Source organism: Streptomyces sp. SM11 (assembly GCF_002910905.1).
In the GTDB taxonomy this organism is placed as follows: Bacteria; Actinomycetota; Actinomycetes; order Streptomycetales; family Streptomycetaceae; genus Streptomyces.
In genome coordinates this window covers 33,946-56,821 of sequence record NZ_NEUE01000118.1, presented here as the reverse complement: position 1 = coordinate 56,821, position 22,876 = coordinate 33,946, and the positions used below count along the sequence as shown (strand labels likewise).

General features: G+C 71.4%; 24 protein-coding genes. 9 read left to right on the top strand and 15 right to left on the bottom strand.

Translation table 11 applies throughout. The features are described 5' to 3' along the window. The first annotated feature begins 94 nt into the window (after nt 1-94). On the top strand, nt 95-628 hold the full coding sequence (locus tag B9S58_RS37455; protein ID WP_146063483.1) for a hypothetical protein: 534 nt from the start codon (nt 95-97) through the stop codon (nt 626-628). Between the two features lie 345 nt (nt 629-973). On the opposite strand, the gene B9S58_RS08765 is transcribed toward B9S58_RS37455, so the two are convergent. Next, complete coding sequence (locus B9S58_RS08765) at nt 974-2,458, bottom strand: penicillin-binding protein 2 (RefSeq protein WP_103531544.1); 1,485 nt, start codon at nt 2,456-2,458, stop codon at nt 974-976. Nucleotides 2,459-2,626: 168 nt separating this feature from the next. After that, nucleotides 2,627-3,472: an LLM class F420-dependent oxidoreductase gene (locus tag B9S58_RS08760; protein WP_103531562.1), complete on the bottom strand. Its 846-nt coding sequence runs from the start codon at nt 3,470-3,472 to the stop codon at nt 2,627-2,629. A gap of 370 nt (nt 3,473-3,842) precedes the next feature. Here B9S58_RS08760 and B9S58_RS08755 point away from each other — a divergent pair, with 370 nt between their 5' ends. Next, nucleotides 3,843-4,313 (top strand): hypothetical protein, encoded by a 471-nt coding sequence (locus B9S58_RS08755; protein WP_103531543.1) that lies wholly within the window; start codon nt 3,843-3,845, stop codon nt 4,311-4,313. Nucleotides 4,314-4,416: 103 nt separating this feature from the next. Here the strand turns inward: B9S58_RS08755 and B9S58_RS08750 are convergent, their stop codons facing one another. After that, nucleotides 4,417-7,233, bottom strand: a complete 2,817-nt coding sequence (locus B9S58_RS08750; protein ID WP_103531542.1) for a GNAT family N-acetyltransferase — start codon at nt 7,231-7,233, stop codon at nt 4,417-4,419. Nucleotides 7,234-7,358: 125 nt separating this feature from the next. On the opposite strand from B9S58_RS08750, the gene B9S58_RS08745 reads away from it, so the two are divergent. After that, entirely contained in the window at nt 7,359-8,087 is a 729-nt protein-coding gene (locus tag B9S58_RS08745; RefSeq protein WP_103531541.1) for a siderophore-interacting protein, read from the top strand. A 237-nt stretch (nt 8,088-8,324) separates the two neighbouring features. Here the strand turns inward: B9S58_RS08745 and B9S58_RS08740 are convergent, their stop codons facing one another. From B9S58_RS08740 to B9S58_RS08715, 6 genes are all read right to left on the bottom strand, one after another. Beyond that, nucleotides 8,325-9,803, bottom strand: coding sequence for an aldehyde dehydrogenase family protein (locus B9S58_RS08740; RefSeq protein ID WP_103531540.1), 1,479 nt, complete (start codon nt 9,801-9,803; stop codon nt 8,325-8,327). After that, nucleotides 9,800-11,539 carry an amidohydrolase family protein gene (locus B9S58_RS08735; RefSeq protein WP_103531539.1) on the bottom strand — a complete coding sequence of 580 codons (1,740 nt, stop codon included), beginning with the start codon at nt 11,537-11,539 and terminating at the stop codon, nt 9,800-9,802. Before B9S58_RS08735 ends, B9S58_RS08740 begins: the two co-directional genes overlap by 4 nt. Before the next feature lie 172 nt (nt 11,540-11,711). Beyond that, nucleotides 11,712-12,845 (bottom strand): LLM class flavin-dependent oxidoreductase, encoded by a 1,134-nt coding sequence (locus tag B9S58_RS08730; RefSeq protein WP_103531538.1) that lies wholly within the window; start codon nt 12,843-12,845, stop codon nt 11,712-11,714. A gap of 130 nt (nt 12,846-12,975) precedes the next feature. Further along, the gene (locus B9S58_RS08725; protein WP_103531537.1) at nt 12,976-13,761 is read right to left on the bottom strand and encodes an SDR family NAD(P)-dependent oxidoreductase; all 786 of its coding nucleotides are present in this window, start codon (nt 13,759-13,761) and stop codon (nt 12,976-12,978) included. 11 nt (nt 13,762-13,772) lie between these two features. Then, complete coding sequence (locus B9S58_RS08720; protein ID WP_103531536.1) at nt 13,773-14,717, bottom strand: LLM class F420-dependent oxidoreductase; 945 nt, start codon at nt 14,715-14,717, stop codon at nt 13,773-13,775. Between the two features lie 528 nt (nt 14,718-15,245). Further along, nucleotides 15,246-15,851 carry a TetR/AcrR family transcriptional regulator gene (locus B9S58_RS08715; protein WP_103531535.1) on the bottom strand — a complete coding sequence of 202 codons (606 nt, stop codon included), beginning with the start codon at nt 15,849-15,851 and terminating at the stop codon, nt 15,246-15,248. A 121-nt stretch (nt 15,852-15,972) separates the two neighbouring features. Between B9S58_RS08715 and B9S58_RS08710 the strand changes: the two genes are divergently transcribed. Further along, entirely contained in the window at nt 15,973-16,656 is a 684-nt protein-coding gene (locus B9S58_RS08710; RefSeq protein ID WP_258044243.1) for a flavodoxin family protein, read from the top strand. Next, entirely contained in the window at nt 16,653-17,741 is a 1,089-nt protein-coding gene (locus tag B9S58_RS08705) for a nitronate monooxygenase family protein (protein WP_103531534.1), read from the top strand. The genes B9S58_RS08710 and B9S58_RS08705 overlap by 4 nt, the downstream gene beginning before the upstream one ends. A 117-nt stretch (nt 17,742-17,858) precedes the next feature. On the opposite strand, the gene B9S58_RS08700 is transcribed toward B9S58_RS08705, so the two are convergent. Genes B9S58_RS08700 through B9S58_RS08690 form a run of 3 tightly spaced genes read right to left on the bottom strand, consistent with a single transcriptional unit; the run spans nt 17,859 to nt 19,125 of the window. After that, a complete protein-coding gene (locus B9S58_RS08700) occupies nt 17,859-18,014 on the bottom strand; it encodes a DUF397 domain-containing protein (RefSeq protein WP_103531533.1) in 156 nt (51 codons plus the stop codon). Nucleotides 18,015-18,049: 35 nt separating this feature from the next. Continuing rightward, nucleotides 18,050-18,274, bottom strand: a complete 225-nt coding sequence (locus tag B9S58_RS08695) for a DUF397 domain-containing protein (RefSeq protein ID WP_103531532.1) — start codon at nt 18,272-18,274, stop codon at nt 18,050-18,052. Continuing rightward, a complete protein-coding gene (locus B9S58_RS08690; protein ID WP_103531531.1) occupies nt 18,271-19,125 on the bottom strand; it encodes a helix-turn-helix transcriptional regulator in 855 nt (284 codons plus the stop codon). The genes B9S58_RS08695 and B9S58_RS08690 overlap by 4 nt, the downstream gene beginning before the upstream one ends. Nucleotides 19,126-19,318: 193 nt before the next feature. Between B9S58_RS08690 and B9S58_RS08685 the strand changes: the two genes are divergently transcribed. Next, nucleotides 19,319-19,741: an ATP-binding protein gene (locus B9S58_RS08685; RefSeq protein ID WP_103531560.1), complete on the top strand. Its 423-nt coding sequence runs from the start codon at nt 19,319-19,321 to the stop codon at nt 19,739-19,741. Between the two features lie 340 nt (nt 19,742-20,081). Further along, the gene (locus tag B9S58_RS08675) at nt 20,082-20,594 is read left to right on the top strand and encodes a hypothetical protein (protein WP_103531530.1); all 513 of its coding nucleotides are present in this window, start codon (nt 20,082-20,084) and stop codon (nt 20,592-20,594) included. Nucleotides 20,595-20,744: 150 nt separating this feature from the next. On the opposite strand, the gene B9S58_RS38425 is transcribed toward B9S58_RS08675, so the two are convergent. From B9S58_RS38425 to B9S58_RS08660, 3 genes are all read right to left on the bottom strand, one after another. Next, nucleotides 20,745-20,993, bottom strand: a complete 249-nt coding sequence (locus B9S58_RS38425; RefSeq protein WP_258044248.1) for a DUF6332 family protein — start codon at nt 20,991-20,993, stop codon at nt 20,745-20,747. A 57-nt stretch (nt 20,994-21,050) separates the two neighbouring features. Continuing rightward, nucleotides 21,051-21,191 carry a hypothetical protein gene (locus B9S58_RS08665; RefSeq protein WP_258044242.1) on the bottom strand — a complete coding sequence of 47 codons (141 nt, stop codon included), beginning with the start codon at nt 21,189-21,191 and terminating at the stop codon, nt 21,051-21,053. Nucleotides 21,192-21,332: 141 nt separating this feature from the next. Then, nucleotides 21,333-21,653, bottom strand: coding sequence for a hypothetical protein (locus tag B9S58_RS08660; protein ID WP_103531528.1), 321 nt, complete (start codon nt 21,651-21,653; stop codon nt 21,333-21,335). Nucleotides 21,654-22,168: 515 nt separating this feature from the next. On the opposite strand from B9S58_RS08660, the gene B9S58_RS08650 reads away from it, so the two are divergent. After that, nucleotides 22,169-22,411, top strand: a complete 243-nt coding sequence (locus tag B9S58_RS08650; RefSeq protein ID WP_103531527.1) for a type II toxin-antitoxin system Phd/YefM family antitoxin — start codon at nt 22,169-22,171, stop codon at nt 22,409-22,411. Next, nucleotides 22,408-22,854, top strand: coding sequence for a PIN domain-containing protein (locus B9S58_RS08645; protein WP_103531526.1), 447 nt, complete (start codon nt 22,408-22,410; stop codon nt 22,852-22,854). The genes B9S58_RS08650 and B9S58_RS08645 overlap by 4 nt, the downstream gene beginning before the upstream one ends. Nucleotides 22,855-22,876: the final 22 nt, after the last annotated feature.

Sequence of the window (22,876 nt, the reverse complement as noted above, 5' to 3'; positions counted from 1 at the left end):
ACCCGGCCTTGGACCAAGGCCCGTCTTTCGGCTCGCCCGCAGCCCCCCTAGAGTCGAAGGGCGGGAACGCGGAACACCGATGAGGTGGGGGCGTATGGGAGAGTTCAGGAACGGAGCTGCCGGTCACGGCAGTCGGGACGAGCCCCCGGGCACCAGGACGAGGACCCAGAAGTTCAAGGAAGATCTGGGTTGTGCCGGTCTGGTCGCCGCACTCCTCGGGGCTCCGGCAGCGCTGGCGTTCATGGACTGGCGCCCCCTGCTCGTTCTTCCCGCCCTGGTTGTCGTCCAGCAGGCTGTACGGGTACTCGGCCCCATGTTGAGTGGTCGGCGGAGACTGCGGCAGGTGTCGCTCGTCTTCGCCTGGTCGGTGGGCGTGGTCGTGTCGGCAGCGGTGGCCTACTTCGGGCTGACTCTGTTCTCCGACATTGATCCGAGCTGTGATCCTTCGTCCGGATCGACCTGCAATCTCGTGCGGGACGGGCGGGTCGTCGGCGAAGCCGACTCCTCCGACGCCGGCGGTGTGCGCTTCCAGAACGTGATGATCGCGCTCTCCGCCGTTCTTCTCGGCGGCGTCCCGTTCTGCATGCTGGTCTGGAACGGCTACCGGGTTCTGCGCCAGCGGCGCTGAGCGGCTTCCGCAGGCAGTTCGCCGGTGAACTGAACCGCCCCGGGTACGGAGGTCGTCTTCGAGCGCCTGGCGGGACCGAGCAGCAGATCGCCGACCATCCGCCGCCCGCAGCGCCGCCCAGGGCCAAGTGACAGGCGCTGCTTCAGCGGCACCTCCCCCACCCAGGCGTAGGCCCTGCCGCCCGGCATACTCGCGGCCGTACCCAACGCCGCGATCACCTCCCACCGGGACATGTACGTCCAGTCCTGGCGAGCGCTGGGAACCTGACCGGCACCTGCCGACAGAGTCAGCCCCAAGGCGAAAGCCGCCGCGCCGCTCCCCGGTCCGGACGCCCCCGGGGTTCCCTCAGTCGCCCAGCACCGCCTGCATCACGCTCTTCGCGATCGGGGCGCCGAGCCGGCCGCCGGAGATGTCGGAGCGGGAGATGTCCATGTCCGTCGGGTCGATGAACACGGCGACGGCGACCGAGCGGCCGTCGTCCTTCTTGCCGTAGCTGACGAACCAGCCGTACGGGACCTCGTCGCGGACGTCCACGCCGCGCTGGGCGGTGCCCGTCTTGCCGCCGACCGTGACACCGTCGATCAGGGCGCGCTGGGCGCTGCCCTCCTTCGCGGTGTGCTCCATCATCTCCTGGACCTTCTTCGCCGTCTCGGGCGAGACGGCCTGGCTCAGCTCCGCCGGCTCGTTCTTCTCCAGCGTGGAGAGGTCCGGGCCGCGCAGCTCGTCGACGATGTAGGGCTGCATCAGCTTGCCGTCGTTGGCGAGGGCGGCCGTGACCATCGCCATCTGCATCGGGGTGCTGGTGAGGCTGCCCTGGCCCATGCCGGTGAGGGCCGTGCCGGGCTTGTCGAGCTTCGGCGGGTAGAGGCTCTTCGTAGCGAGCATGTCGCCGAAATCGTCCGAGTAGACGTCCTCGTTGAAGCCGAACTTCTCCGCCGTCTCCCGCATCCGGTCCTCGCCCAGTTCGGACGCCGCGTCGAGGAAGACGTTGTTGCAGGAGTACTGCATGGCGGTCTTCATGGACGCCTTGTCGCAGACCTCGTCACCCGCCTCGCTGCCGATCTTGTTCGTGGAGAGCGGCAGCGGGTAGGGCGAGACCGCGTCCGTCCGGGCGTCCACGTCGGTGACCACGCCGTGCTCCAGCGCCGCCGCGGCCGTGAGGATCTTGAAGGTGGAGCCGGGCGGGTAGGTCTCGCGCAGCGGGCGGTTGGCCAGCGGCTTGCCCTTCTTCTTCTCCAGCGCCGTGAAGCGGTCGCTCTCCTTGAACGAGATCCCGGCGAAGACCTCGGGGTTGTACGAGGGCGTGGAGACCAGGGACAGCACCTTGCCGGTGCGCGGGTCCAGGGCGACCACCGCGCCCCGGGCGCCCAGATCCGTCAGACCCTTGTAGGCCGCCTTCTGCGCCTTGGCGTCGATCGTGGTGATCACGTCGCCGCCGCGCCGGTCCTCCCCCATCAGGACGTCCTTGGCGTGCCGGAAGGCGAAGCGGTCGTCCTGGCCGCTGAGGACGCTGTCGTAGGTCCGCTCCAGCAGCGAGGTGCCCCGGGACTGGGAGGCGTACCCGGTGACGGGCGCGTACATCGGACCGTCCTTGTAGGTCCGGCGGAACGCGTAGTCGCGGCTCTCGGTCTCCTTCGACCCGGTGATCGCCTTGCCGCCGACGATGATGTCGCCGCGCGGGGTGGAGAACCGTTCGAACCGCACCCGGGCGTTGTTCTCGTGCTGGGCCAGCTCCTGGCGGTCGACGTGCTGGAGCCAGTTCGCCCGCAGCAGCAGGGCCAGCACCAGCAGCCCGCAGAAGATGGCTATGTGCCGCAACGGCCTGTTCATTCCACTCCCCACCCGGGCGGGCTCCGGTCCGCGCGGCGATGTGCCTGCCGACCGGGCCCGCGAATGCGATCCCGGTGAGTAAGGATGCCCTGTGGACGTGCCCGGTTGCACCTGCGGGCCCGCGCGCGGGTCCGGGCGACCCTTCTCACAGGGGCCGGGCACCCCTCCTCAGAGGTACGCGGCGTACGCGTCCAGCGTCCGCAGGACCTCCGCTTCGTCCGCCGGGGGCAGCTGGAGCACGACCTCCTCGATGCCCAGCTCCGCGTAGTGGGCGAGCTTCCCGGGGCTGGGCAGGACGGCGTAGGGCACCACCTGGAGGCCCTTCGGGTCGCGCCCCGCCTCCTCCCAGGCCGCCCGCAGTTTCGGCAGGGACCCGGTGAGTCCCCCGCCGCCGATGGGCAGCCAGCCGTCCGCGTACTCCGCGATGTGCGCGAACAGTTTCGGGCCGGCCCCGCCGCCGATCAGGGTGCGCGGGCCGTTGACCGGGCCGCGGGGCCGCCGGGCCGGCTTGGGGTGCGCCTCGCTCGCCTGTACGGAGCCGAACTCGCCCTCGTATCCGGTCGGCTCGTCCGCCCACAGGGCCCGCATCAGGGCCATCCTGTCCCGCCCCAGGTCCCGGCGCGTCGACCACTCCACTCCGTGGTCGGCCGCCTCCTCGACGTTCCAGCCGTAGCCGACGCCGAGGGTGAACCGGCCGCCGGAGAGGTGGTCCAGGGTGGCCGCCTGCTTGGCCAGGCCGATCGGGTCGTGCTGGGCGACCAGCGTGATGCCGGTGCCCAGCGTGAGGCGTTCGGTGACGGCGGCGGCCTGGCCGAGGGCGACGAAGGGGTCCAGCGTGCGGCCGTACTCGCGGGGCAGCTCACCGCCCATCGGGTACGGCGTACGGCGGCTCACCGGGATGTGCGTGTGCTCGGGCAGATACAGCCCGGCGAACCCCCGCTGCTCCAGCTCGCGGGCGAGCCTGACCGGGGTCACCGTCTCGTCGGTGAGGAAGATCGTTGTGGCGATCCGCATCGAGAACACCTCCGTGGTCGTCGGTCGGTAGGTCGCCGGTCGGTACACCGCCGGTCCGTACGTCGTCCCTCAGTACGTCCTTCAGTACGTCGTCCGTGCGCAGCGCCAACCTAAGCCGTACGTCGGTGAAATCCGAGACCGTGACAGCCGTGAACAGCGACCGCGAACCGCATGCCCGGAAGCCACCCCCGCTCCCTGTCGCCCGGCGCGGCCTGCTCGCCGGGACCGCCGCGACGGGCCCCCGGTGCCGCCCGGTGCGTGCGCGGCGCTCACCAGCCCGGTCTTCCTCGACGCGGAGGCCGGTACACCGGGCTGAGAAGCGGGAAGGGAGGATGCACGCGTAACCGGAGCCGGACGGAGAGGGGCTGCGATGGGACCGGGGCTGGGGCTGGGGTACTTCCTGTTGCCGGCGGGCGGCGCGCTGAGTCTGACCGGGGTCATCACCGGCAACGGCACACTGATCGGCCTGAGCTGGATCATGTGGGTGCTCGGGATCCTGCTGCTGTTCCGGAACCGTTCCCGCCGCCCCGCCGATCCGCGGGAGCTCGCGGCGGCGGCCGCCGCCGGGGACGCCCGGGCGGTACGGAAGCTGCGCGCGCTCGCCCTGACCGCGCGGGCCGAGGGGCGTCCCGACACGGCCGGGCGACTGCTGCGGCAGGCGGTGCGGGCCGGAGACGTGGAGTCGATGTGGGAGCTGGGCCGGCTGGTCGAGCAGCGCGAGGGGCTGGCGGCGGCGGAGCCGTGGTTCCGGATGGCGGCGGAGGGCGGGCACGCGGTGGCCAAGCGGCTGTTCCGGCCGGGCGGCGCGCTGCACCCGGACGGGGCGGGCCCGCCCGCATAGGGCCCCGTAGGGCACACCGGACGGGGGGCGGGCCCGCCCCCCGTGGGCCCCGTAGGGCGCACCCCCGTGAGCCGGCCCGCAGCCGCCCCCGAGCGGTCTGCCGCTACCCGAGGCGCAATGCCGCCTCCCTCGTCAGGAACGCGAGCCGGGCCGTCTTCTCCGGCTTCACGATCTCCGGACCCAGCTCGAAGCCGGCCCGGACCATCCGGGCGAGGGCCTTCTCGTTGCGGGCGTCGGGCTCGACGACGACCCGCAGGCGGGCCGGGTCGCCGAAGACATGGCCGACGAACACGGTGAGCAGGGCGTCCGTGTATCCCTTCACCGCTCCCTCGCCCTCGGCGGGCGCGATCAGCAGGTGGATGCCGAAGTCGCCGGGCTGTACGTCGTAGCACTCGCCGACCGGGTCGGCCTGCGGCTCGTACGTCTGGAAGAGCGCGGCCGGGACCCCGTCGCGCAGGGCGAGGTAGGCGTGGTGCGTGGGGAGCGAGTCGACGAACTCGTAGGTTTCCCGAACCTGTTCGCGGGTGTGGTCGCCCATGCCCCAGAAGCGGGCCCGCTCCTCGGTGACCCAGCCGTGCAGCAGGTCGACGTCGGCCGCCGGGACGACCGGGACCAGGCGGACCACGCCGAAGCCCTCGACCTTCTGTTCGTGGACGGCGGCGCGGAGGGCCGGCGGGGTGGGCTCGGCGGCGGCGGTCATGGCGGGGTTCTCCTCCGGGTGGCGGGTCGTGCGGTGCAGCAGGTTCCAGTCGGTGACGACCGGGGCGAACACGCCCCGTGCCCACAGGGGCGTCTGGTCGCGGTGGTGGGCGGATCCGGGGACTCCGGACGCGCCGAACGGGACCACCCACCGGCTGTCCTCGCGGCGGGCCAGGTCCCAGACGTAACGGGCCGCCGGGCCCCGGGCGAACAGGTCGGTGACGCCGGGGACGCTGGAGGTGGACAGCACACAGTCGTGGTCGCCCGCGAGCCCCGGCCGGATCTCTCCCTCGTCGGGCGTGAGGTCCGGCAGGGCCTGCCAGGGGGACAGCCGGTGCAGCTCGCCCCACGCGCCCGGCGGCACCTCCTCGGCCGCCGCGGCGACCGCATCGGCCGAGGCCGCGACCACCGCCGACCGGTCCTCGTACGACAGGAGTCCGTCGGTGAGCAGGCTCTCCAGGGCGTAGCCGATTCGGGGGACCGCGGCGAGCCAGGGCCGGAAGAGCGACGGGTAGGCGGCCGAGCGCCACGGGTCGTCCGCGCCCGTGACGCCCCTCAGGGTGGGGTGGCCGGCCAGTCGGTGGACGACGTCTGCGCGCAGGCGGGCGTAGAGGGTCGCGTCGGTGCTGTCCGCGTCCATGTGGCGGTCCCAGCGCAGCAGCCGGTCCCGGAGGCGTCTCGCGGCGGGCCCCAGGCCGGGGGCCCGGGCCAGCAGGGACAGCAGCGGGCGGGACGAGGCGAGGCGGGTGTCGGTGTGGACGGCGGCCTGGGCGTCGGGCGACCAGTCCGTGCCCGCGCCGAGCAACTCCCGTATCCGGTGGGCCCGGTGCGGGGGTGCGAACTCGACGCCGAGCGGGGCGGCGAGGCCGCGCTCGTTGGCCATCACGGCGATCCCGCCGGGGCCGTCCACCTCGGTACGGGGCAGGGGGACGGCCTCGCCCTCGCGCCAGGCGTACGCGGGGTCCTCGGCCGGGACGACCCGCAGCCGGTTGGCGTACGGGCGCACCGGGACGTGTCCGGCGACCCGGTGCAGGGTGCCCCCGGCGGTGTCGGCGGCCAGGACCACGTTGACGGGTTCGGCCCAGCGGTCGAGGGCGGTGTCGAGGTCGGCGACCGTACGGGCCCGGAGCAGCGCGGGCAGCACGTCGAAGCCGAGCTCGCCGGTGACGCGGGGCGGGTAGCGCAGGCTGATGACGGGTGCGTCGGAGGCGGGTTCGGCGCCCTCGTCCTCTCCGGCAGCCCTCTCTCCGCCCATCTCCGCTCCGGTGGCCTCACCGATGATCACCGGCCCCCGGTCCGTCTCGATCACCTCGACCGTCTCCGGGTCCGCGCCCGCCACCTCGATCGTCTCGGTGTGGGCGTGGGCCTGGTACCAGCCGTCCGGGCCGAGCGCCTCCACCCCGCCGTCCGGGGTGCGGCGCACCTGCTCCCGGTACAGGTCCTGGTAGTCGGCCATGGCGTTGGTGATCGCCCAGGCGACGCCGCCGGTGTGCCCGAAGTGGGCGATGCCGGGGATGCCGGGGACCGCGAGGCCGACGACGTCGAACTCGGGGCAGGCGAGGCGGATCTGCTGGTAGACGCCGGGGTCCTCGATGAAGCGGTGCGGGTCGCCCGCGAGGAGCGGGGCGCCGGTGGCGGTGCGGGCTCCGGTGAGCAGCCAGCCGTTGCTGCCCGCGGTGCCGGGGCCGTCGGTGGCGAAGAGGGTCATCCGGTCCTCGCCGAGCCGGCGGGCGACCTCTTCGCGCCAGAGTTTGGTCGGGAACCCCGCGAACAGGATGTGGGTGGAGAGCCAGACGCCGAGCGGGGTCCAGGGCTCCCAGCGGCCGGGGGCGAGGCCCACGGCGGCGAACTCGGTTGCGCGGGCGGCCCCTTCGGCGAGGCCCTCGTTGACGCCTTCGACGTACGCGCCCACCCAGGCGGCGGTCTCGGGCGCGAGGCGGTCGAAGCAGCGGCGGGCGGTGTCGGCGATCCGGGCCCGCCGGACGAACCGGTCCCAGTCGACGGCTTCCGCACCGAGGTGGGAAGCGGAGGTGCCGAGCACCCGGTGCCGTTCGGTCTCCAGTTGCCAGGCCCGGTCGAGGGCGGTGACGCGGCCCTGGGCGCGGGCCAGCACGAGGGCGTCGGCGGCCCGCAGGTGGGGGATCCCCCAGTCGTCGCGGAACACCTCGAAGCCGTCGCTCGGCCTCTCGCCCGGCCTCTCGCTGTCGACGTCGGCGGTCATCGCTCTGCCCATCCCTGCTCCCGGTGCTTTTCAGCCACTCCCCAGCCCCCGAAATTTAGGCTAGCCTAACCTAAAGTGACCCTCTGGGCAGTGGGCCGGGGCACCGGGGCTAGGCAGGAGACACCGTGGGTCATGGCTGGGAAGGCGTCGTTCTCAAACTGCTCCGGGGGCGTGATTTCACGTTCACGGTGACCGGCGCGGAACAGGTCACCGACCGCTTCCGGCGGGTGCACATGACCGACGGCGGGCTGCTCGCCGCGACCGGCGGGGCCCACCCGACGATGTGGGTGCGGCTGTGGTTCGAGAACAACGGCAAGCCGCATCAGCGCGGCTACACCCTGGTGGACCCGGATCCGGAGGCCGGCACCTTCAGTCTGGAATTCGCCCTGCACGAAGGGGCCGCATGCACCTGGGCGCGGGAGGCGAAGGCCGGCGACACGATCGACGCGACACTTCAGGGCACGGGCTTCACGCTGCCCGACCCGGCACCCTCGCGGCTCTTCGTGATCGGTGACGCGGCGGCGCTGCCCGCGATCAACTCCCTGCTGGACGCGGTCCCGTCGACCCCGGCGACGATCTGGTTCGAGACCGCGCACGAGGAGGACCGGAAACTGCCGTTCCGCCTCGACGAGGCCCACCACACCCTGCACCACGTGGAGCGCCGCGAGGCGGGCGCGCATCTCGTCTCCGAGGTGAAGGCGGCCCTGCCGGGGCTGCTGGGCGAGGACCACTCGGACGCGTACGTCTGGGTCGCCTGCGACACGTCGACCACCCGGACCCTGTCGGCGTACCTCCGCAAGGAACTGGGCCTGCCCAAGGACCGGGTGAACGCGCTGGGTTACTGGCGGCCGTAGCGACCGCGGGACCCGGTACCGGGAGACGCCGTATCGGACAGGCCGTACCGGCACACGCCGTACCGGAGACCTCAGTCCTCGACCACGAGGGCCGGGGTCTCCTTCGTCAGGACCTCGCCCCGGAAGAACACCGGGCTGCGGCGCTCCACCGCGACCATCAGCACCACGCCGAGAAGATCGCAGCACTGGTCGTCCTGTGCCGAATCGAAAATTCTCCCGCGCCGCGTGACCGTGACCTCAGCCCGGCCAGACGATCGCCTGCGTCTCGCTGTAGGCGTGCAGCGCGTACGAGCCCACGTCCCGCCCCACCCCGCTCTTCTTGAACCCGCCGAACGGTGCCTCCATGTTCCGGCCGACCGTGTTGACGCCGACCCCGCCCGCGCGCAGCCGGCGGGCGATCCGGAAGGCGCGGGCCACGTCGCCGGACCACACGTAGTCGATGAGGCCGTAGTCGCTGTCGTTGGCCAGCGCGACGGCCTCCTCCTCGTCGTCGAAGGGGACGACCACGACGACCGGCCCGAAGATCTCCTCGCGGACGACCCGCATGTCATGGGTGCAGTCGGCGAGGAGGGTGGGGGCCACGTAGAAGCCCCGGTCCAGGTGGCCGGGACGGACGCCGCCCGTGACGACCCGCGCCCCCTCCTTCCGGCCCAGCTCCACGTACGCCTCGACGCGGTCGCGGTGGGCGGCGGAGATCACCGGGCCGACCACGGTGGCCCGGTCGGAGGGGTCGCCGACGGTGAGGCGGTTCGCGTACGCGGCCAGTGCGGCGATCAGCTCGTCCTGGCGGGACCGGTGGACCAGGACACGGGTCGGAGCGGTACAGATCTGTCCGCTGTAGAAGGAGAACGTCGTGCCGATCCCCGCGACCGCCGCGTCCAGGTCCGCGTCCTCCATGACCAGCGCGGCGCCCTTGCCGCCCAGCTCCATCAGCTGCCGCTTCATCCCGCGCCCGCACACCTCGGCGATGCGCTGCCCGACGGCGGTGGAGCCGGTGAAGCTGACCATGTCGACGTCCGGGAAGTCGACGGCGGCCTCCCCCGCCTCCGCGCCCGACCCGGTGACGACGTTCACGACGCCCGGCGGAACGCCCGCCTCCGCGAGGGCTGCGGCCATCCGGTAGACGGAGAGCGGGTCCTGCGGGGCGGGCTTCACCACGACCGTGTTGCCCATCGCGAGCGCCGGCGCGACCTTGCCCGCCGGGTTGGCCCAGGGGTTGTTGTACGAGGTGACGCAGGTGACCACGCCGACCGGCCGGCGGGCGGCCAGCGCCCCGAAGACCCCGGCCCGCCCCATCGGCCCGGCCTCGTTGATCTGGGGCGCGATGGCCTCCTCGACGGGCTCCAGCGCCCCCTTCGCGTACCGCCGGAAGCGCGCGACGCCCACCCCCACCTGCATGCCCCGGGCGGTGGAGGCGGTGGCTCCGCTCTCCGCGCGGGCGACTTCGGCGTGGGCGAGGAAGTCGCGCTGGACGAGGTCCGCCGCCCGGTCCAGGATCGCCGCGCGCACCTCGGGACGCGTCAGCGACCAGGCCCCGAACGCCTCCCGGGCCGCCGCCGCGGCCTCGTACACCTGGGCGCGGCTCGCCTCGGGGGCGAGGCCGACGACCTCCTCGGTGGCCGGGTCGATCACCTCGTAGTGCCCGTCGGCGGGTTCGGTCCACTCGCCGTCGATGAACAGCTTCCCGGGGGCGGGGCTTCCTGGCTGGGGGCTCACGCCGTACTCACCGTCCGGGTGTCGCGGCCCGAGCGCAGCACCGTCCCCGGCACCGCCCCCGTCACCTTGTCGTCGCGCAGGGTCTCGATCCCGTTGACGCGTACGGAGACGATCCCGATGGCCTTGGAATCCAGGCGCGGGCTGTCCCCGGGCAGGTCGTGGACGAGGGTGGCGGGTCCGGCGTCGATGCGCTCGGGGTCGAAGAGGACGAGGTCGGCGTGGAAGCCCTCCTCGATCCGGCCGCGTTCGCGCAGCCCGAAGAGCCGGGCCGGGTCGTCGGTGAGCATCCTGACGGCGGTGGTCAGCGGGACGAGCCCGCGCCCGCGCAGGCAGTCGCCGAGGAAGCGGGTCGTGTAGGGCGCCCCGCACATCCGGTCCAGGTGCGCGCCCGCGTCGGAGCCGCCGAGCAGGACGTCCTCGTGCTCCCAGGTCCGCTGCCGCAGCGCCCAGGAGTCCGGGTCGTTGTCGGTGGGCATCGGCCACAGCACCGTACGCAGGTCGTCGGCGGCGCAGATCTCCACCAGGCAGTGGAAGGCGTCCTGGCCGCGCTCGGCCGCGATGTCGCTGACGACGCGCCCGCCGAGGCCTTCGTTGGCGGCGCTGTACGTGTCCCCGATGACGTACCGGCCGAAGTTGGCGAGCCGCCGGAAGACCCCGGCCACCTTGCTGTCGGCGCGGCGCAGCAGTTCGGCGCGGGTGCCGGCGTCGCGGAGCCGTTCGATGCGCTCGGGGACGGGGAGGGCGAGGATCTCGCCCCAGCCGGGGATGAGGTTGAGGGCGCAGAAGGTGCCGAGCGACATGTTCATCGGCGTCAGGATCGGCATGGTGAGGGCCACGATCCGGCCGCCCGCGCGGCGGGCGCGTTCGCTGGGGATCAGCTGGCGCGGTACGCGTTCGGGGACGGCGGCGTCGATGGTGAGGACGTTCCAGTTGAGCGGGCGTCCGGCCGCGGCGGTCATGTCGACGAAGAGGTCGATCTCCTCGTCGGAGAACTGGTCCAGGCACCCGGCGACGATCGCCTCCAGCTGGGTCCCCTCGTGCTCGCCGACCGCCCGGGAGAGGGCGAGCAGTTCCTCGGGGCGGGCGTGCCGGGAGGCGACGGGCTCGCCGTCACCGTCGGAGTGGGTGGCGGACTGGGTGGTGGAGAGCCCCCAGGCTCCGGCGTCCATCGCGTCGTGGAACAGCGCGAGCATGGCGTCCAGCTGCGCGGGGGTGGGCTGCCCGCCGACCGCGTCGACGCCCATGACGTGCCGGCGCAGGGCGCAGTGCCCGACCATGAACCCGGCGTTGACGGCGATACGGCCGTCGAGGGCGTCGAGGTACTCGCGGAAGGTCGACCAGGTCCAGTCGACGCCCTCCTCCAGCGCCGCGAGCGCCATGCCTTCGACCCGCGACATCATCCGCCGGGTGTAGTCGGCGTCCTCGGGCCGGTCGGGGTTCAGGGGTGCGAGGGTGAACCCGCAGTTGCCGCCGGCGACGGTGGTGACGCCGTGGTTCATGGAGGGGGTGGCGTAGGGGTCCCAGAAGAGCTGGGCGTCGTAGTGGGTGTGCGGGTCGACGAACCCGGGGGCGAGGACGAGCCCGTCGGCGTCCTCGCCGGTGACGGCTTCTTCGGTGATCGTCCCCGGCTCGGCGATGACGGCGATCCTGCCGTCGCGGATGCCGACGTCTGCGGTGCGGGCGGGGCCGCCGGTGCCGTCCACGACGGTCGCGCGGCGGATGAGGTGGTCGAGCATGACGGTTCCCTTCGCATAGGTCTGTCCGTGATGCGGCCCGGGTGGGACAGCCGGGGTGCGCACGCTTCGGGCCGCGGTACGCACCCCGGCTCACAGGGCGACGGTCCGGGAAGACGCCGCCCGGCTTGTCGGCGGGGGCTCGGCGGGGGCTCCGCCCCCGTACCCCCGCTCCTCAGACGCCGGAGGGGCTGGAACTACGGAACCGCGAGGTCCGGTGCACGGGATCCGTATCGATCTGCGGAATCACGTGCTCCCCGATCAGCCGAATCGTGTTCATCGTGTCCTCGGGACTGATCCCGATCGGCAGCCCGAAGCTCAACTGGTCCGCCCCCGCCCGGTCCCAACGCCGGCACTGCTTCAGCACCTCGTCCGGGTCGCCGCAGATCATCAGCTCCTCCGCGATGAGCAGTTCGACGATCTCCTCGGTGTACTCCGGCAGCAACTGCGGCCACTCCGGAATCCCCTCCGGCCGGGGGAACGTGTCGTGGTAGCGGAACAGCAGCGACTGGAGGTAGTTCAGCCCGCCGCCCACCGCGATCTCCACCGCCTCGGCGTGCGTCTCGGCGCAGATCGCGGTGGACGTCACCATCACGTTGTCGTTGACGAACGCCCCTACCGGCTCCGCGTCCTTGACCGCGTTCTTGTAGGACTCGACGACCCACTCCATGTCGGAGACCTTCTGCACGCTGAAGCCCAGCACGCCGAGCCCCTTCTTTCCCGCCATGGCGTACGAGGACGGCGACCCGGCCGCGTACCACATGGCCGGGTGGGACTTCCCGTACGGCTTCGGCAGGATCTTGCGCGGCGGCAGCGACCAGTGCTTGCCCTGGAAGCCGACGTACTCGTCCTGGAGCCACATCTTGGGGAACTCGGCGATCGTCTCCTCCCACAGCTCCTTCGTGTGGTTCATGTCGGTGATGCCCGGCATGAACCCGAGGATCTCGTGGCTGCCCGCCCCCCGCCCGGTGCCGAACTCGAAGCGCCCCTCGGAGAGGTGGTCGAGCATCGCGACCTTCTCGGCGACCTTCACCGGGTGGTTGACGGGCGCGAGCGGGTTGAAGATGCCGGAGCCGAGATGGATGCGCTCGGTGGCGTGCGCGAGGTAGCCGAGGTACACGTCGTTGGCGGAGAGGTGCGAGTACTCCTCCAGGAAGTGATGCTCGGAGGCCCAGGCGTACTTGAAGCCGGACTTGTCCGCCTGGATGACGTACTCGGTCTCCTCGATCAGCGCCTTGTGCTCTGCCTCGGGGTCCACCTTGGCACGCGCGGCGGGCACGTACCCCTGAACAAAGAGCCCGAATTCCACGGAGGTTCACCGTCCTCAAGTTTCCTGAGTTCTCTGACGCATCGTCAGATCGTGATGCGACCGACTGTTCCACCACCGCTGCGGCCCGTCAATACCTGATGCCCCGTCAGGCAACGTGCTCGGGCGTGCGTCAGAAGGGACTGACCCCGGCCAGCCACCCCCCGTCGATGACGAACGGCTGCCCGGTGATGTACGAGGAGTCCCCCGAGGTCAGGAACAGGACCAGCGCGGCGACCTCCTCCGGCCGGCCGATCCGCCCCAGCGGCACGAGCTTGCGGTAGTACGCGTCCAGGGCGGCGCTCGACGCCGCCAGGTCGGCACCCGCGTCCAGCAGGGCCGGGTTGCTCATCGCGGTGTCGACGGCCCCCGGGCAGACCGCGTTGACCCGGATGCCCTTCCCCGCCAGCTCCATGGCGGCGACCTTGGTGAGGCCCAGCACCGCGTGCTTGGTCGCGGCGTACGCGCCGACCAGCGGCATGCCGGTCAGGCCGGTGTACGAGGACGTGTTGACGATCGTCCCGCCGCCCGCGGCCTCGATCTCCGGCGCGACGGCCCGGATCCCGAGGAACGCCCCCGTCAGATTGACCTGGACCACCTGCTGGAACTCCTCCAGCGGGGTGCTGACCAGCTCGTTGAAGCGCAGGATGCCCGCATTGCTGACGAGCCCGTCGATCTTCCCGAAGGCTTCCTTGGCCACGGCGACGGCGGCGGCCCACTCCTCCTCGCTCCCCACGTCCAGCCGGACGAACCGGGCGACGTCCTGACCCAACTCCTCTGCCAGCGCCTCTCCTTGCTCGACCAGCACATCGGCGACGACGACCCGCGCACCCTCGGCCGCGAAGAGCCGCGCCTCCTGTTCGCCCTGCCCGCGCGCCGCCCCGGTGACCAGGACGACCCGCCCGTCCAGCTTGCCCATGACGCTCTCCCCTACCCGTCGAGACCAGGGGCCACGTCCGCACCGAACGCCGCCATCTGATCGGTCAGTTCGTCCACGCTCCGGCTGCGGAAACGCACCTGGATCTGGTGCACGCCGATCGCCGCGTACTCCCGCAGCGACTCCGCGAGCGCCTCGGGCTTTCCGGCGAGCGTCCGCCGCCCGACGGACCACCCGGGCTCACCGACGTACAGCGGTTCGGTGATCGCGCCGATGACGATCGGCGCTTCGACACCCGCCTCCTCCCGCAGGGCGTGCACCCTGGCGATCTGCGCGGGCAGCCGTTCCCGGGAATCACCCTGCGGCAGCCACCCGTCCCCGCGTACGGCGGCCCGGCGCGTGGCGGCGGGCGAGGAGCCGCCCACCCAGACCGGCACCCGCTCCTGGACGGGCCGGGGCAGCTGCCCGAGCCCGCCGAACGAGAACCGCTCCCCCGCGAACTCCGGGTATTCCTCCGGCCCGAGCGCGGCCCGCAGCGCGTCGATGCTCTCGTCGAGGACGGCGCCGCGCCCGTCGAAGTCCGCCCCGACCGCCTCGAACTCCTCCCGTACGTGCCCGGCCCCGACCCCGAGGATCAACCGCCCGCCGCTGAGGTGGTCGAGGGTGGCGTACTGCTTGGCGGTGACGAGCGGGTGACGCAGTCCCACGACGGCGACATGGCTCATCAGGAGGACGCGCTCGGTGACCCCGGCGAGGAACGAGAGAGTGGCGACGGGGTCGTACCAGACGGTGCTCATGCCGTCGGCGAGCCGTCGCGGGATGGCGACATGGTCACAGCCGGCGATGTAGGCGAAGCCGCCGCGATCGGCGGCGCGGGCGACGCGGACGAGATCGGCGGAGGTCGCCGCCGCCTCCCAGGGTTCCGCGTAGATGACGCTCTGCGACTGGACCGGCAACTGCATCCCGTACGACAGCGGCCCGCTGGGCGGTATCGGCACGGCGGCCTCCTTCCCCTTCGGCCCCGGGGCGTTCCCCGCCCCGGGTGACGGCCGCCATCGTCATACCTGACAGGTCATCAGACAAGGGGCGTGGAAGGCTTCCCGTGGCGTTGATCACTGGAAAGGCGCAGCCCCGGAGAGCGACCGCACCTTTTCGCGCTCTCCGTCTGCTTGCGATAACGCCTGTCCGCCGCCGCGGCCGGGAAACTCCCGCCGTACGTCCGGCGTCAGCTCCCCGACCGGTGCGAGCCGGTCATCGGGACGGACGTCCGGCAGTACGGCCCGGGGTATCTGAGGAAGGAGACCGAGCAGGCCCGGTGGGAGCACGAGCGCCGCGGCCGGCCGGATGCCGACCAGTTCGGGATGCCCGTGACCGACCGGGCGCAGCAGGTCCGGCTACGCGATTCGCACGCGGTCATCGAGCCGACGAGGGCGCAGGTGGAGGACCGGGTGGGGGCGCAGGGCCGCTCCGGCGGACCTGCCCTGCCGCCCAATGCACCGGGCGCGGCCGGCCCCGCGTTCGGTGCCCTACGCCGGGGCCGCCGCCTGAAGCAGCAGCAACGTGTGCGGCCACAGCCCATCCAGGACCGCCGGGTCGTTCTTGAGCTTGGCGAGGAGGACCAGGCCCTCCAGCTGCGAGATGACCGCCTGGGCCGTCCGCGTGGTGGCGCGGCCGCCGGGAATGGCCCCCTCGGCCGCCGCGTCGGCGAGCGCGCCCTCCACGAGGCGGATCTGCTCGTCGAAGACCTCCTCCAGCCGGGCCCGTACGTCCGGTTCCTGGGTGCTCAGTTCCAGGGCGAGGTTGCCCAGCATGCAGCCCTCGACGGCCCCCGACTGCTCCTTCGTCCGCCACTGGACCCCTGTCATCGCGGCCAGCAACCGTTCCAGCCGCTCCAGGGCGGGACCTTCTCCGTCCAACTCCTCCCGCCAGCAAGCACGTTGAGCTTCCCAGTAGCCGTCGACCACCGCCACCGTCAAAGCCTGCTTGGACGCGAAGAAATGGTAGAAGCTGCCCTTCCTGACATCCGCCCTGGCGCAGATCTCGGCGACGCCGAGGCTACCGTAGCCGCGACCGCGCATCAGCTCCTCCGCCGCGCCGACCAGTCGTTCCTTCGCGGTGCTGGTACGTCCCATGGCAGCGAGTATACGTCCGGTCAACTAAAGAAGGCAGGCGTCTGCGGATGCTTTTAGTTGACCGGTCGTCTAGAGTCGTTCACGGTGGCGGGACCAGCCCGCCGTCGATCTTGGAGACCTCATGCCCGGACACCCCGCGCCCGCGTCCACGGACACCGCCGCCCCCGATGACATCCGGCCTCCCACCGCCTCCATCGCCATCGCCTACCACAGCGGCTACGGGCACACGGCCCGCCAGGCGGCGGCGGTCGCGGCGGGCGTCGACTCGGTGGCCGGGGCGGCGGCCGATCTACGGGACGTGACCACGCTCGACCCTGACCTCTGGGCGGCCCTGGAGGCGGCCGACGCGATCATCTTCGGCTCACCGACCTACATGGGCGCCACCTCCGCCGCCTTCCAGCAGTTCGCCGAAGCCAGCAGTACGGTCTGGGCGGCTCGCGGCTGGCAGGACAAGCTCGCGGCCGGCTTCACCAACTCCGCCGGCCTCAACGGGAACAAGGACAACGCGCTGCTCTCCATGGCCGTCCTGGCCGGGCAGCACGGCATGCACTGGATCTCCCTCGGACTGCTGCCCGGCTGGGCCTACACCTCGACCGGCACCCCGGACGAACTCAACCGCCTGGGAGGTTTCCTCGGCGCCATGGCCCAGTCCCCCTCCGACCTCGGCCCCGACGAGGCACCCGGCGACTCCGACCTCCGTACGGCCCATCACCTCGGCAGCCGGGTGGCGCGCACCGCACTCCGTTTCGCCCACGGCCGGGAGGCCACCGCACATCCCGCCGCCTCGCATCTGGCCGCGGCATGAGCGCCGGTCGGCTCGGAGAGCTGCTGGGGCTCCGGCACCCGGTCATCCAGGGGCCGTTCGGCGGCGGACTGTCGACCGTGGCGCTGGCGGCGGCGGTCAGCGAGGCGGGCGGTCTCGGCTCGTACGGGGCGCACATCATGGCCCCTGACGCGATCACAGAGGTGGTCGGGAAGCTACGGGCCGCGACGGAACGACCGTTCGCAGTGAACCTCTGGGTCCCGCAGGAGGGAGAGCGGTCCTCCTTCCGAACGGCCGAGCTGACGGCTCACGGCGAGCGGCTGCGCCCGTACGCCGATGAGCTGGGCCTCCCCCTGCCACCGTCGCACTCCGACGCCGCGGGCACGGTGGAGCACCCCGCCTTCGACGACCAGGCCGACGCCCTGCTCGCGGCGGCGCCACCGGTGATCAGCTTCGTGATGGGCGTACCGCCCGTACGCGTGATCGAGGAGGCACGGCGGCGCGGCATCGTGCTGATCGGTACGGCGACCACGGTGGACGAGGCCGTGGCGCTGGAGCGAGCGGGCGTCGATGTGGTCGTCGCCTCGGGCAGCGACGCGGGCGGGCACCGCGGGGCGTTCCTGCGGCCGGTGGCGGAGTCGCTGGTGGGGACGTTCTCGCTGGTTCCACAGGTCACCGACGCGGTTTCGGTTCCGGTGGTCGCGGCGGGCGGCATCGCCGACGCCAGGGGTGTGGCCGCCGCGCTGGCACTGGGGGCCGACGCCGTACAGGTGGGTACGGGATTCCTCGCCACCGAGGAGTCCGGCGCACCGGCCGTCCACAAGCGGGCGCTGCACAGCGCCGAGGCGCGTTCGACGGTGCTCACCCGGCTCTACTCGGGCCGCCCGGCCCGGGGCATCCCGAACCGGTTCGTACGGGAGATGGCCGCGCACGAGGGGGCCGTGCCGGCGTACCCGCTCCAGAGCCTCCTCATGCAGCCGGTCCGGGTCGCGGCGGCCACCCAGGGCCGCCCGGACCTCGCCGCCCTCTGGGCCGGCCAGGCCGCTCCGCTCACCCGGCCCGCACTGTCGGCCCGGGCGTACCTGGCCACGCTGACGGGGACGCCACCCCGGTCGACCGCGGACTGAGCCGCTCCCGCGGATGTGCTGTGGCCCCGCGCCTCCCGGCCCGGGGCCACAGCCGCGACCGGCACGCATCCCGCCACCACAGGCATGTCAACCAAGTTACTCCCAGGAGGACTTGACTCAAGGTGCGCGTCGAGTGGCCGAACAGGTCCAGACACCGCACGCACCTTGCCAGAGCCGCCCCGGCGTCGGTTGGGTCTCGACGCACGATCCGCCGTTGTCACCGCCGTACGAAGACTTCACCCAGGCACTGTCGGGCAGGCCGTATCGCGCCATCTGCTGTGTCCACCTCTACGCTCTGGTAACGCTTTTCAGAGAAGGCTGTCCCGTACGGCGGCGATGAAGGCCTGCCACTGGGCGGGGGCGAAAGTGTGCGCGCCGAGGGTTCGGTCCTTGGTGTCGCGGATCGCGTGACGGCCGGAGGCCAAAAGGGCGTGCTCGACGCAGCCGTTGTTCGACCCGCTGTACGTGCTCTTGTGCCAGCGTGCACGTTCAAGCTCGGTCTCCGAAACTCGGGGAGCCGATTCCTCGATCATGATCTCGTTTTCTCGATGAGGTCGCGAATGTACTGCCGGGATGCAGTGGGTGACAGAGCGGCAGCGGTCAATTCGTCCCACGCCTTGATATACGCCTGCACATCGGGGCGCTGCTCCAGCAACGTACCACCGGTGATGTGCTCCAACCACACCACTTCCACCGGCGGATCGGCCTGTAGCCCGAAGACGGTGAACGGCGCGTACTGCTCCATCGGCAGGGCGGAATTCAGCGGCAGCACCTGAATGCTGACATTCGACGACGAACCTGCCTCCAGCAGGTGGTCCAACTGCCCGGCAATCAGGTCCGGCCCACCTCCGATGCGGTGTAGTGCGGGGGCGTCGATCACGGCTCGGAGCCTGAAGCCGAGCTTGTCGCCGAGCAACTCCTTGCGCTTCATGCGGGTATCGACGAGGGATTCCACTTGGTCGGCCGGTGACGCCACCGCGTACAGGTGGCGCATGTACGCCTCGGTCTGGAGCAACCCCGGAATGACCATCGGTTCGAACGTGCGGACCGCTTGCGAGTCCGCCTCCAGCATCAGGTAGTCCTTCAGGACATCGTGGAGAAACGGCCCCTGCCCGCTCCACCAGTCGACCTTGTGGATCTCCTTCGCCAGCCGCTTCAGGCTGGCCCGCTGCCGCTCGTCCTCCACTCCGTAGAGGTTGAGGAGGGTCGTCAGGTCGAGCGGGCGAATGCCCCGCTTGCCGTTCTCGATCTGGCTGATCTTCGGCTGCCCACACTCCAGGGCCTCCGCCGCGTCCTGGACCTTGAGACCGGCGTCCAATCGGAGCTGTCGCAGTTCACCGCCGAGTCGGCGGCTCCGCATCGTGGGCATGTCGCTCTGAGCCATGGCGTCATCCTGGCGGCCAAGTTCGCTCAGGCACAACACACTTCGGAATATTGCACCCTCCCAGATGAAGCCGCGAAGAAATACTTGCCTAAGAGATGCTTCGCACACCACTATCCTCCCGTAACCAACAGCGCCCACCCGATCACGGAATGTCGACCGCGTGCGCGGCACTCACTTCGTTCTGGAGGAACCGATGGCCATCACCCCCACCATCGAGTTGGACCTGCCCGACCACCGCCAGGAACTCGTCGCCCGCCCCGAGACGCTCGCGATCATGCGCCGCATCGTCAGCGCGCACCTAGAACTCTGGGACCTGCGCGACCTGAGCGACGCCGCCACGCTCTGCGCCCACGAGCTGCTGACCAACGCCATGCACCACACCGGGTCGCCGCTCTGCACCATCACCCTGCGGCGCAGGCCGGACGGCGTCCGGGTCACCGTCAGCGGCTCCGGCACCGCGCCGCCCGAGCGTCGTGACCCCGACTGGAGCGAGGAGAGCGGGCGCGGGGTGCTCCTGATCGCGGCGCTCGCGGCGCAGTGCGGGACGGTGATGCGGCGGGACGGCAAGGACGTCTGGGCCGACATCCGCACCACGGCACCCGTGCCCGCCACGTGAACAGGCCGCTGCCGCGCACCTATTGGTGTCACGCGGATGTCGACCCCGCGCCGCCCGCAGAGCCTCCGGACGACCTGGTCACCACCGCGCCCGGTCAGGCCGTGGCCTGGATGCGCGCATCCGTGCGACGACTGACGCCGCGACTCGACCGTGACACCTTTCACCGGGCCTGGTCCTGTCTCGGTGACCACCGGAGTGCCGAGGCCGCCGTGAAGAGCCCGCGGCGGGGCCAGGGTTACGCGTACGAGCTGCCCACCCCCGACAGGACCTGGCGTTGGACGGCGTACCCGGTCTCCGTCCTCCCTCTGTTACCGACCGACCCGCCGCTCAGGAGCCACGGATGAACGACACACCCACGCCCGCACCGCCGTCGCCCTCGGCGGAACCGCGAGCCGCGCTCAGCGAGGCAGGATTGCGCGCGGAAGTCACGGATGCGGAGGTGGGTGACCTCGTACGCATCACGCCTCTCGACCCGGTTGACGCACGGCAGTTGGCCCGCCTCATCCGTACCGGGACCGAGCGCACGCTGAAGGCCGCCCGTGTCCTGCGGGAAATCCGCGCGGCACACCGGATCGAGCTCCCCGGGCTGCGGGTCCGGCAGGGCCGCATCACTCTGGGGCCCGTCCAGGTCGAGGACGCGGCACGGCTGGCCCGGCTTCTGGGTGCGGTGCCGCCGACCACCGTGCAGCCGGACACCGACGCCGTGAGGACCATGCTCGGCCAGGTCTTCCCGCAGGCCACAGGCGGCGGCGTCCTCTCCGCATCCGTACGAGGGGACGCGTCGCACATCCTGGAACTGGGCTCGGTCGACGCCCGGACCGCGCGACGCCTGATTCGCGCACTCCAGTTCTGAACCGCTTTTCGTCCTACGGCAGTCGAAGATGTCGTGCGTCGGCCTGGACCAGCCGACGGGCGGCCTCCGCGCATCCCGGCACGTACGGAGCCCCAAGACTTCACAGTGGGCCGTGGGGCCGGCCGCCTCAGCCCTTCGGCTCGGAGCTGTTCATCGACCGGCTCGACGGTATGCGTCGTGGCGCCATACCACGCGGACCATTCTCCAAGCAGCGCAGATCAGTCCTACGGCTCCACCGGCCATCCGCAGGGCAGAATTCGCCTGCTGAGGTAGATCCCACACCAACGCCGGGAGGACCACGGCGCCGAATACCAGCAGTCCGAGCAGGACTCCGCTCACCACTGCGAACACGATCTCAACGGTCAGCGCGTCCTTCTCCCAACGCGATTCACGCCCCATGTCCATGGGGCAAGCATTGCATAGACGCCGATCCCCCCTCTCAGGCAGTGCAAGGAGTTACTGCGGGACGCCGCCCACGGTGAACACGGCCGGCGGGACGCCCATGAAGGGGCGGAACTCGGCCGTCACGTGGGGCTGCCCGTAGTAGCCGACCGTCGCGGCGACGTCCGACCACCGCCCGGCACCGGCCGCGAGCACGGCGCGAAGGCGGTCGATGCGTGCGAAGTGATAGGGAGACGGTTCCGCAGCCTGGTGAACGTTTCCGCCCACACCGTCTCAGCCCGCAATACCCCACCCATACAGGAGAAATAACCGCACCACAGCCTTCTGCAACACGCTCTAGCCGTTCTCCCGGCCCGGCAGGGGCGCGCCCTCCAGGAACGCGTGATAGGTCCCGACGGCTTCCGGCTCGATCTCCGGGCTGGCGGGGCCGTAACGGGTGTCGGTGCGGTCCCTCTTCGGCCCGGAGATCCAGAACTCCTCGTCGGTCCGCACGTCGTAGAAGTTCGCCCCGAACATCCCCCCGGCCCGGCGCAGTGTCCTGCCGTGAAAGTTCGCGGTGCTCCAGGTCTTCGAGAAGTTCACCCACGCGATCCACGAGGGCCCGCGGTCGGTGTTGAAACCGGTCTTCAACTGCACGAACATCAGGCGTCGAGGCATACGCCCAGGGTCCCGCACAGCCTGCGCCCGTGACCAGCCATTCTGCGAGCGCCACGGGACCTCGCGCGGCCACCATGGCGACGTATCACGGCCGGGAGACCAGAGCGGATGCCAGAGGGCCGGTGATCACTTTCAGCAAGGACGCCAAGCTGCTGTACCGAGAGGGAACCGACTCGGTCGGCTCAAAGCCCGTATCCGTGGTGCTCCTCCACCCGCTCACACCCGAGGCTCCTCTTCCTGCCGGAGTGGCCCGCTGGCCGGGTCCGGGCGAGCCGCGCTTTCCCCGGAACTCATCAGGACTACGGCGAGCTTTCCGAGACGAGCTGCCGGGCGGAAGGCTCCTCGTCGCCGGAGGGCACGTCGACCCGGGCCACCAGCGCCTTGAAGACGGCCAGGGCGTGCATGCGTACGACGCCAAGGGCGCGAACGGCTGGAGCGAGGCCCCCAGATGGGCGTCAACCGGTTGTCGCGGGCGTCACCATTGCCCCGGCGGGAGAGGTAGTATCATGTAGTACATGGAGACCACGGCCCGCGAGTTCAACCAGAGATCTTCACAGATCCTCGCCGCGGCAGCACGCGGCGAGACCATCACCGTCACCAAGAACGGCACCGCCGTCGCGCGCGTCGTGCCCATCACCGACGATGACGTTCCTCCCTACCCCACCGACCCCATGGGCGCCATACACCTCCCCGACCTGAGCCTTCCTGATCTCACCGACGAGGAGATCGAAGACACGCTCCAGGGGATGGGATCGTGAGCCTGGTCGCCGTCGCCGGCACCAACGCCCTCTACCGGCTCCTCGACCCGAGACTCACCGGCCACGAGGCGCACAAGAAGGCGCTGGGCGCCATCAGCCACCTGATCATCTCCCCGTTCGTCCTGGCCGAGCTGGACTACCTGATCACCACGAAGGCCGGGGCCGACAAGGCCCTGACGGCAGCACGGTTCATCGAACGCAACGCAGCCACCCGCAGGTTCGAGATCCCCGCAGTCGGCCCACACCTGAGCGCGGCGATCGCCGTCGCGGAGGGATACCTGGACGCTGACGGCGGCAAAGGCACCGGGCTGGCGGACGCGATGAACGTCGCGCTGGCCGCCGCGTACGGTACCGAGGTCGTCTTCACCTCCGACCGCCACTTCCGTATGGTCCGGCCACTGACCGGGCACAAGGCGTTCCGGTTGCTGCCCGACGACCTGTGAGAAGGGCACCCGCCGCAGCGCC

What these genes read in the sequence shown, in the direction of transcription:
- B9S58_RS08700 (WP_103531533.1), bottom strand. Translation starts at nt 18,014, where the DNA reads ATGGCGCGATACGGCCTGCCCGACAGTGCCTGGGTGAAGTCTTCGTAC.
- B9S58_RS08690 (WP_103531531.1), bottom strand. Translation starts at nt 19,125, where the DNA reads ATGGCTCAGAGCGACATGCCCACGATGCGGAGCCGCCGACTCGGCGGT.
- B9S58_RS08695 (WP_103531532.1), bottom strand. Translation starts at nt 18,274, where the DNA reads ATGATCGAGGAATCGGCTCCCCGAGTTTCGGAGACCGAGCTTGAACGT.
- B9S58_RS08725 (WP_103531537.1), bottom strand. Translation starts at nt 13,761, where the DNA reads ATGGGCAAGCTGGACGGGCGGGTCGTCCTGGTCACCGGGGCGGCGCGC.
- B9S58_RS08750 (WP_103531542.1), bottom strand. Translation starts at nt 7,233, where the DNA reads ATGACCGCCGACGTCGACAGCGAGAGGCCGGGCGAGAGGCCGAGCGAC.
- B9S58_RS38425 (WP_258044248.1), bottom strand. Translation starts at nt 20,993, where the DNA reads ATGGGGCGTGAATCGCGTTGGGAGAAGGACGCGCTGACCGTTGAGATC.
- B9S58_RS08755 (WP_103531543.1), top strand. Translation starts at nt 3,843, where the DNA reads ATGGGACCGGGGCTGGGGCTGGGGTACTTCCTGTTGCCGGCGGGCGGC.
- B9S58_RS08705 (WP_103531534.1), top strand. Translation starts at nt 16,653, where the DNA reads ATGAGCGCCGGTCGGCTCGGAGAGCTGCTGGGGCTCCGGCACCCGGTC.
- B9S58_RS08650 (WP_103531527.1), top strand. Translation starts at nt 22,169, where the DNA reads ATGGAGACCACGGCCCGCGAGTTCAACCAGAGATCTTCACAGATCCTC.
- B9S58_RS08660 (WP_103531528.1), bottom strand. Translation starts at nt 21,653, where the DNA reads ATGCCTCGACGCCTGATGTTCGTGCAGTTGAAGACCGGTTTCAACACC.
- B9S58_RS37455 (WP_146063483.1), top strand. Translation starts at nt 95, where the DNA reads ATGGGAGAGTTCAGGAACGGAGCTGCCGGTCACGGCAGTCGGGACGAG.
- B9S58_RS08760 (WP_103531562.1), bottom strand. Translation starts at nt 3,472, where the DNA reads ATGCGGATCGCCACAACGATCTTCCTCACCGACGAGACGGTGACCCCG.
- B9S58_RS08710 (WP_258044243.1), top strand. Translation starts at nt 15,973, where the DNA reads ATGCCCGGACACCCCGCGCCCGCGTCCACGGACACCGCCGCCCCCGAT.
- B9S58_RS08735 (WP_103531539.1), bottom strand. Translation starts at nt 11,539, where the DNA reads ATGCTCGACCACCTCATCCGCCGCGCGACCGTCGTGGACGGCACCGGC.
- B9S58_RS08685 (WP_103531560.1), top strand. Translation starts at nt 19,319, where the DNA reads ATGGCCATCACCCCCACCATCGAGTTGGACCTGCCCGACCACCGCCAG.
- B9S58_RS08675 (WP_103531530.1), top strand. Translation starts at nt 20,082, where the DNA reads ATGAACGACACACCCACGCCCGCACCGCCGTCGCCCTCGGCGGAACCG.
- B9S58_RS08715 (WP_103531535.1), bottom strand. Translation starts at nt 15,851, where the DNA reads ATGGGACGTACCAGCACCGCGAAGGAACGACTGGTCGGCGCGGCGGAG.
- B9S58_RS08765 (WP_103531544.1), bottom strand. Translation starts at nt 2,458, where the DNA reads ATGAACAGGCCGTTGCGGCACATAGCCATCTTCTGCGGGCTGCTGGTG.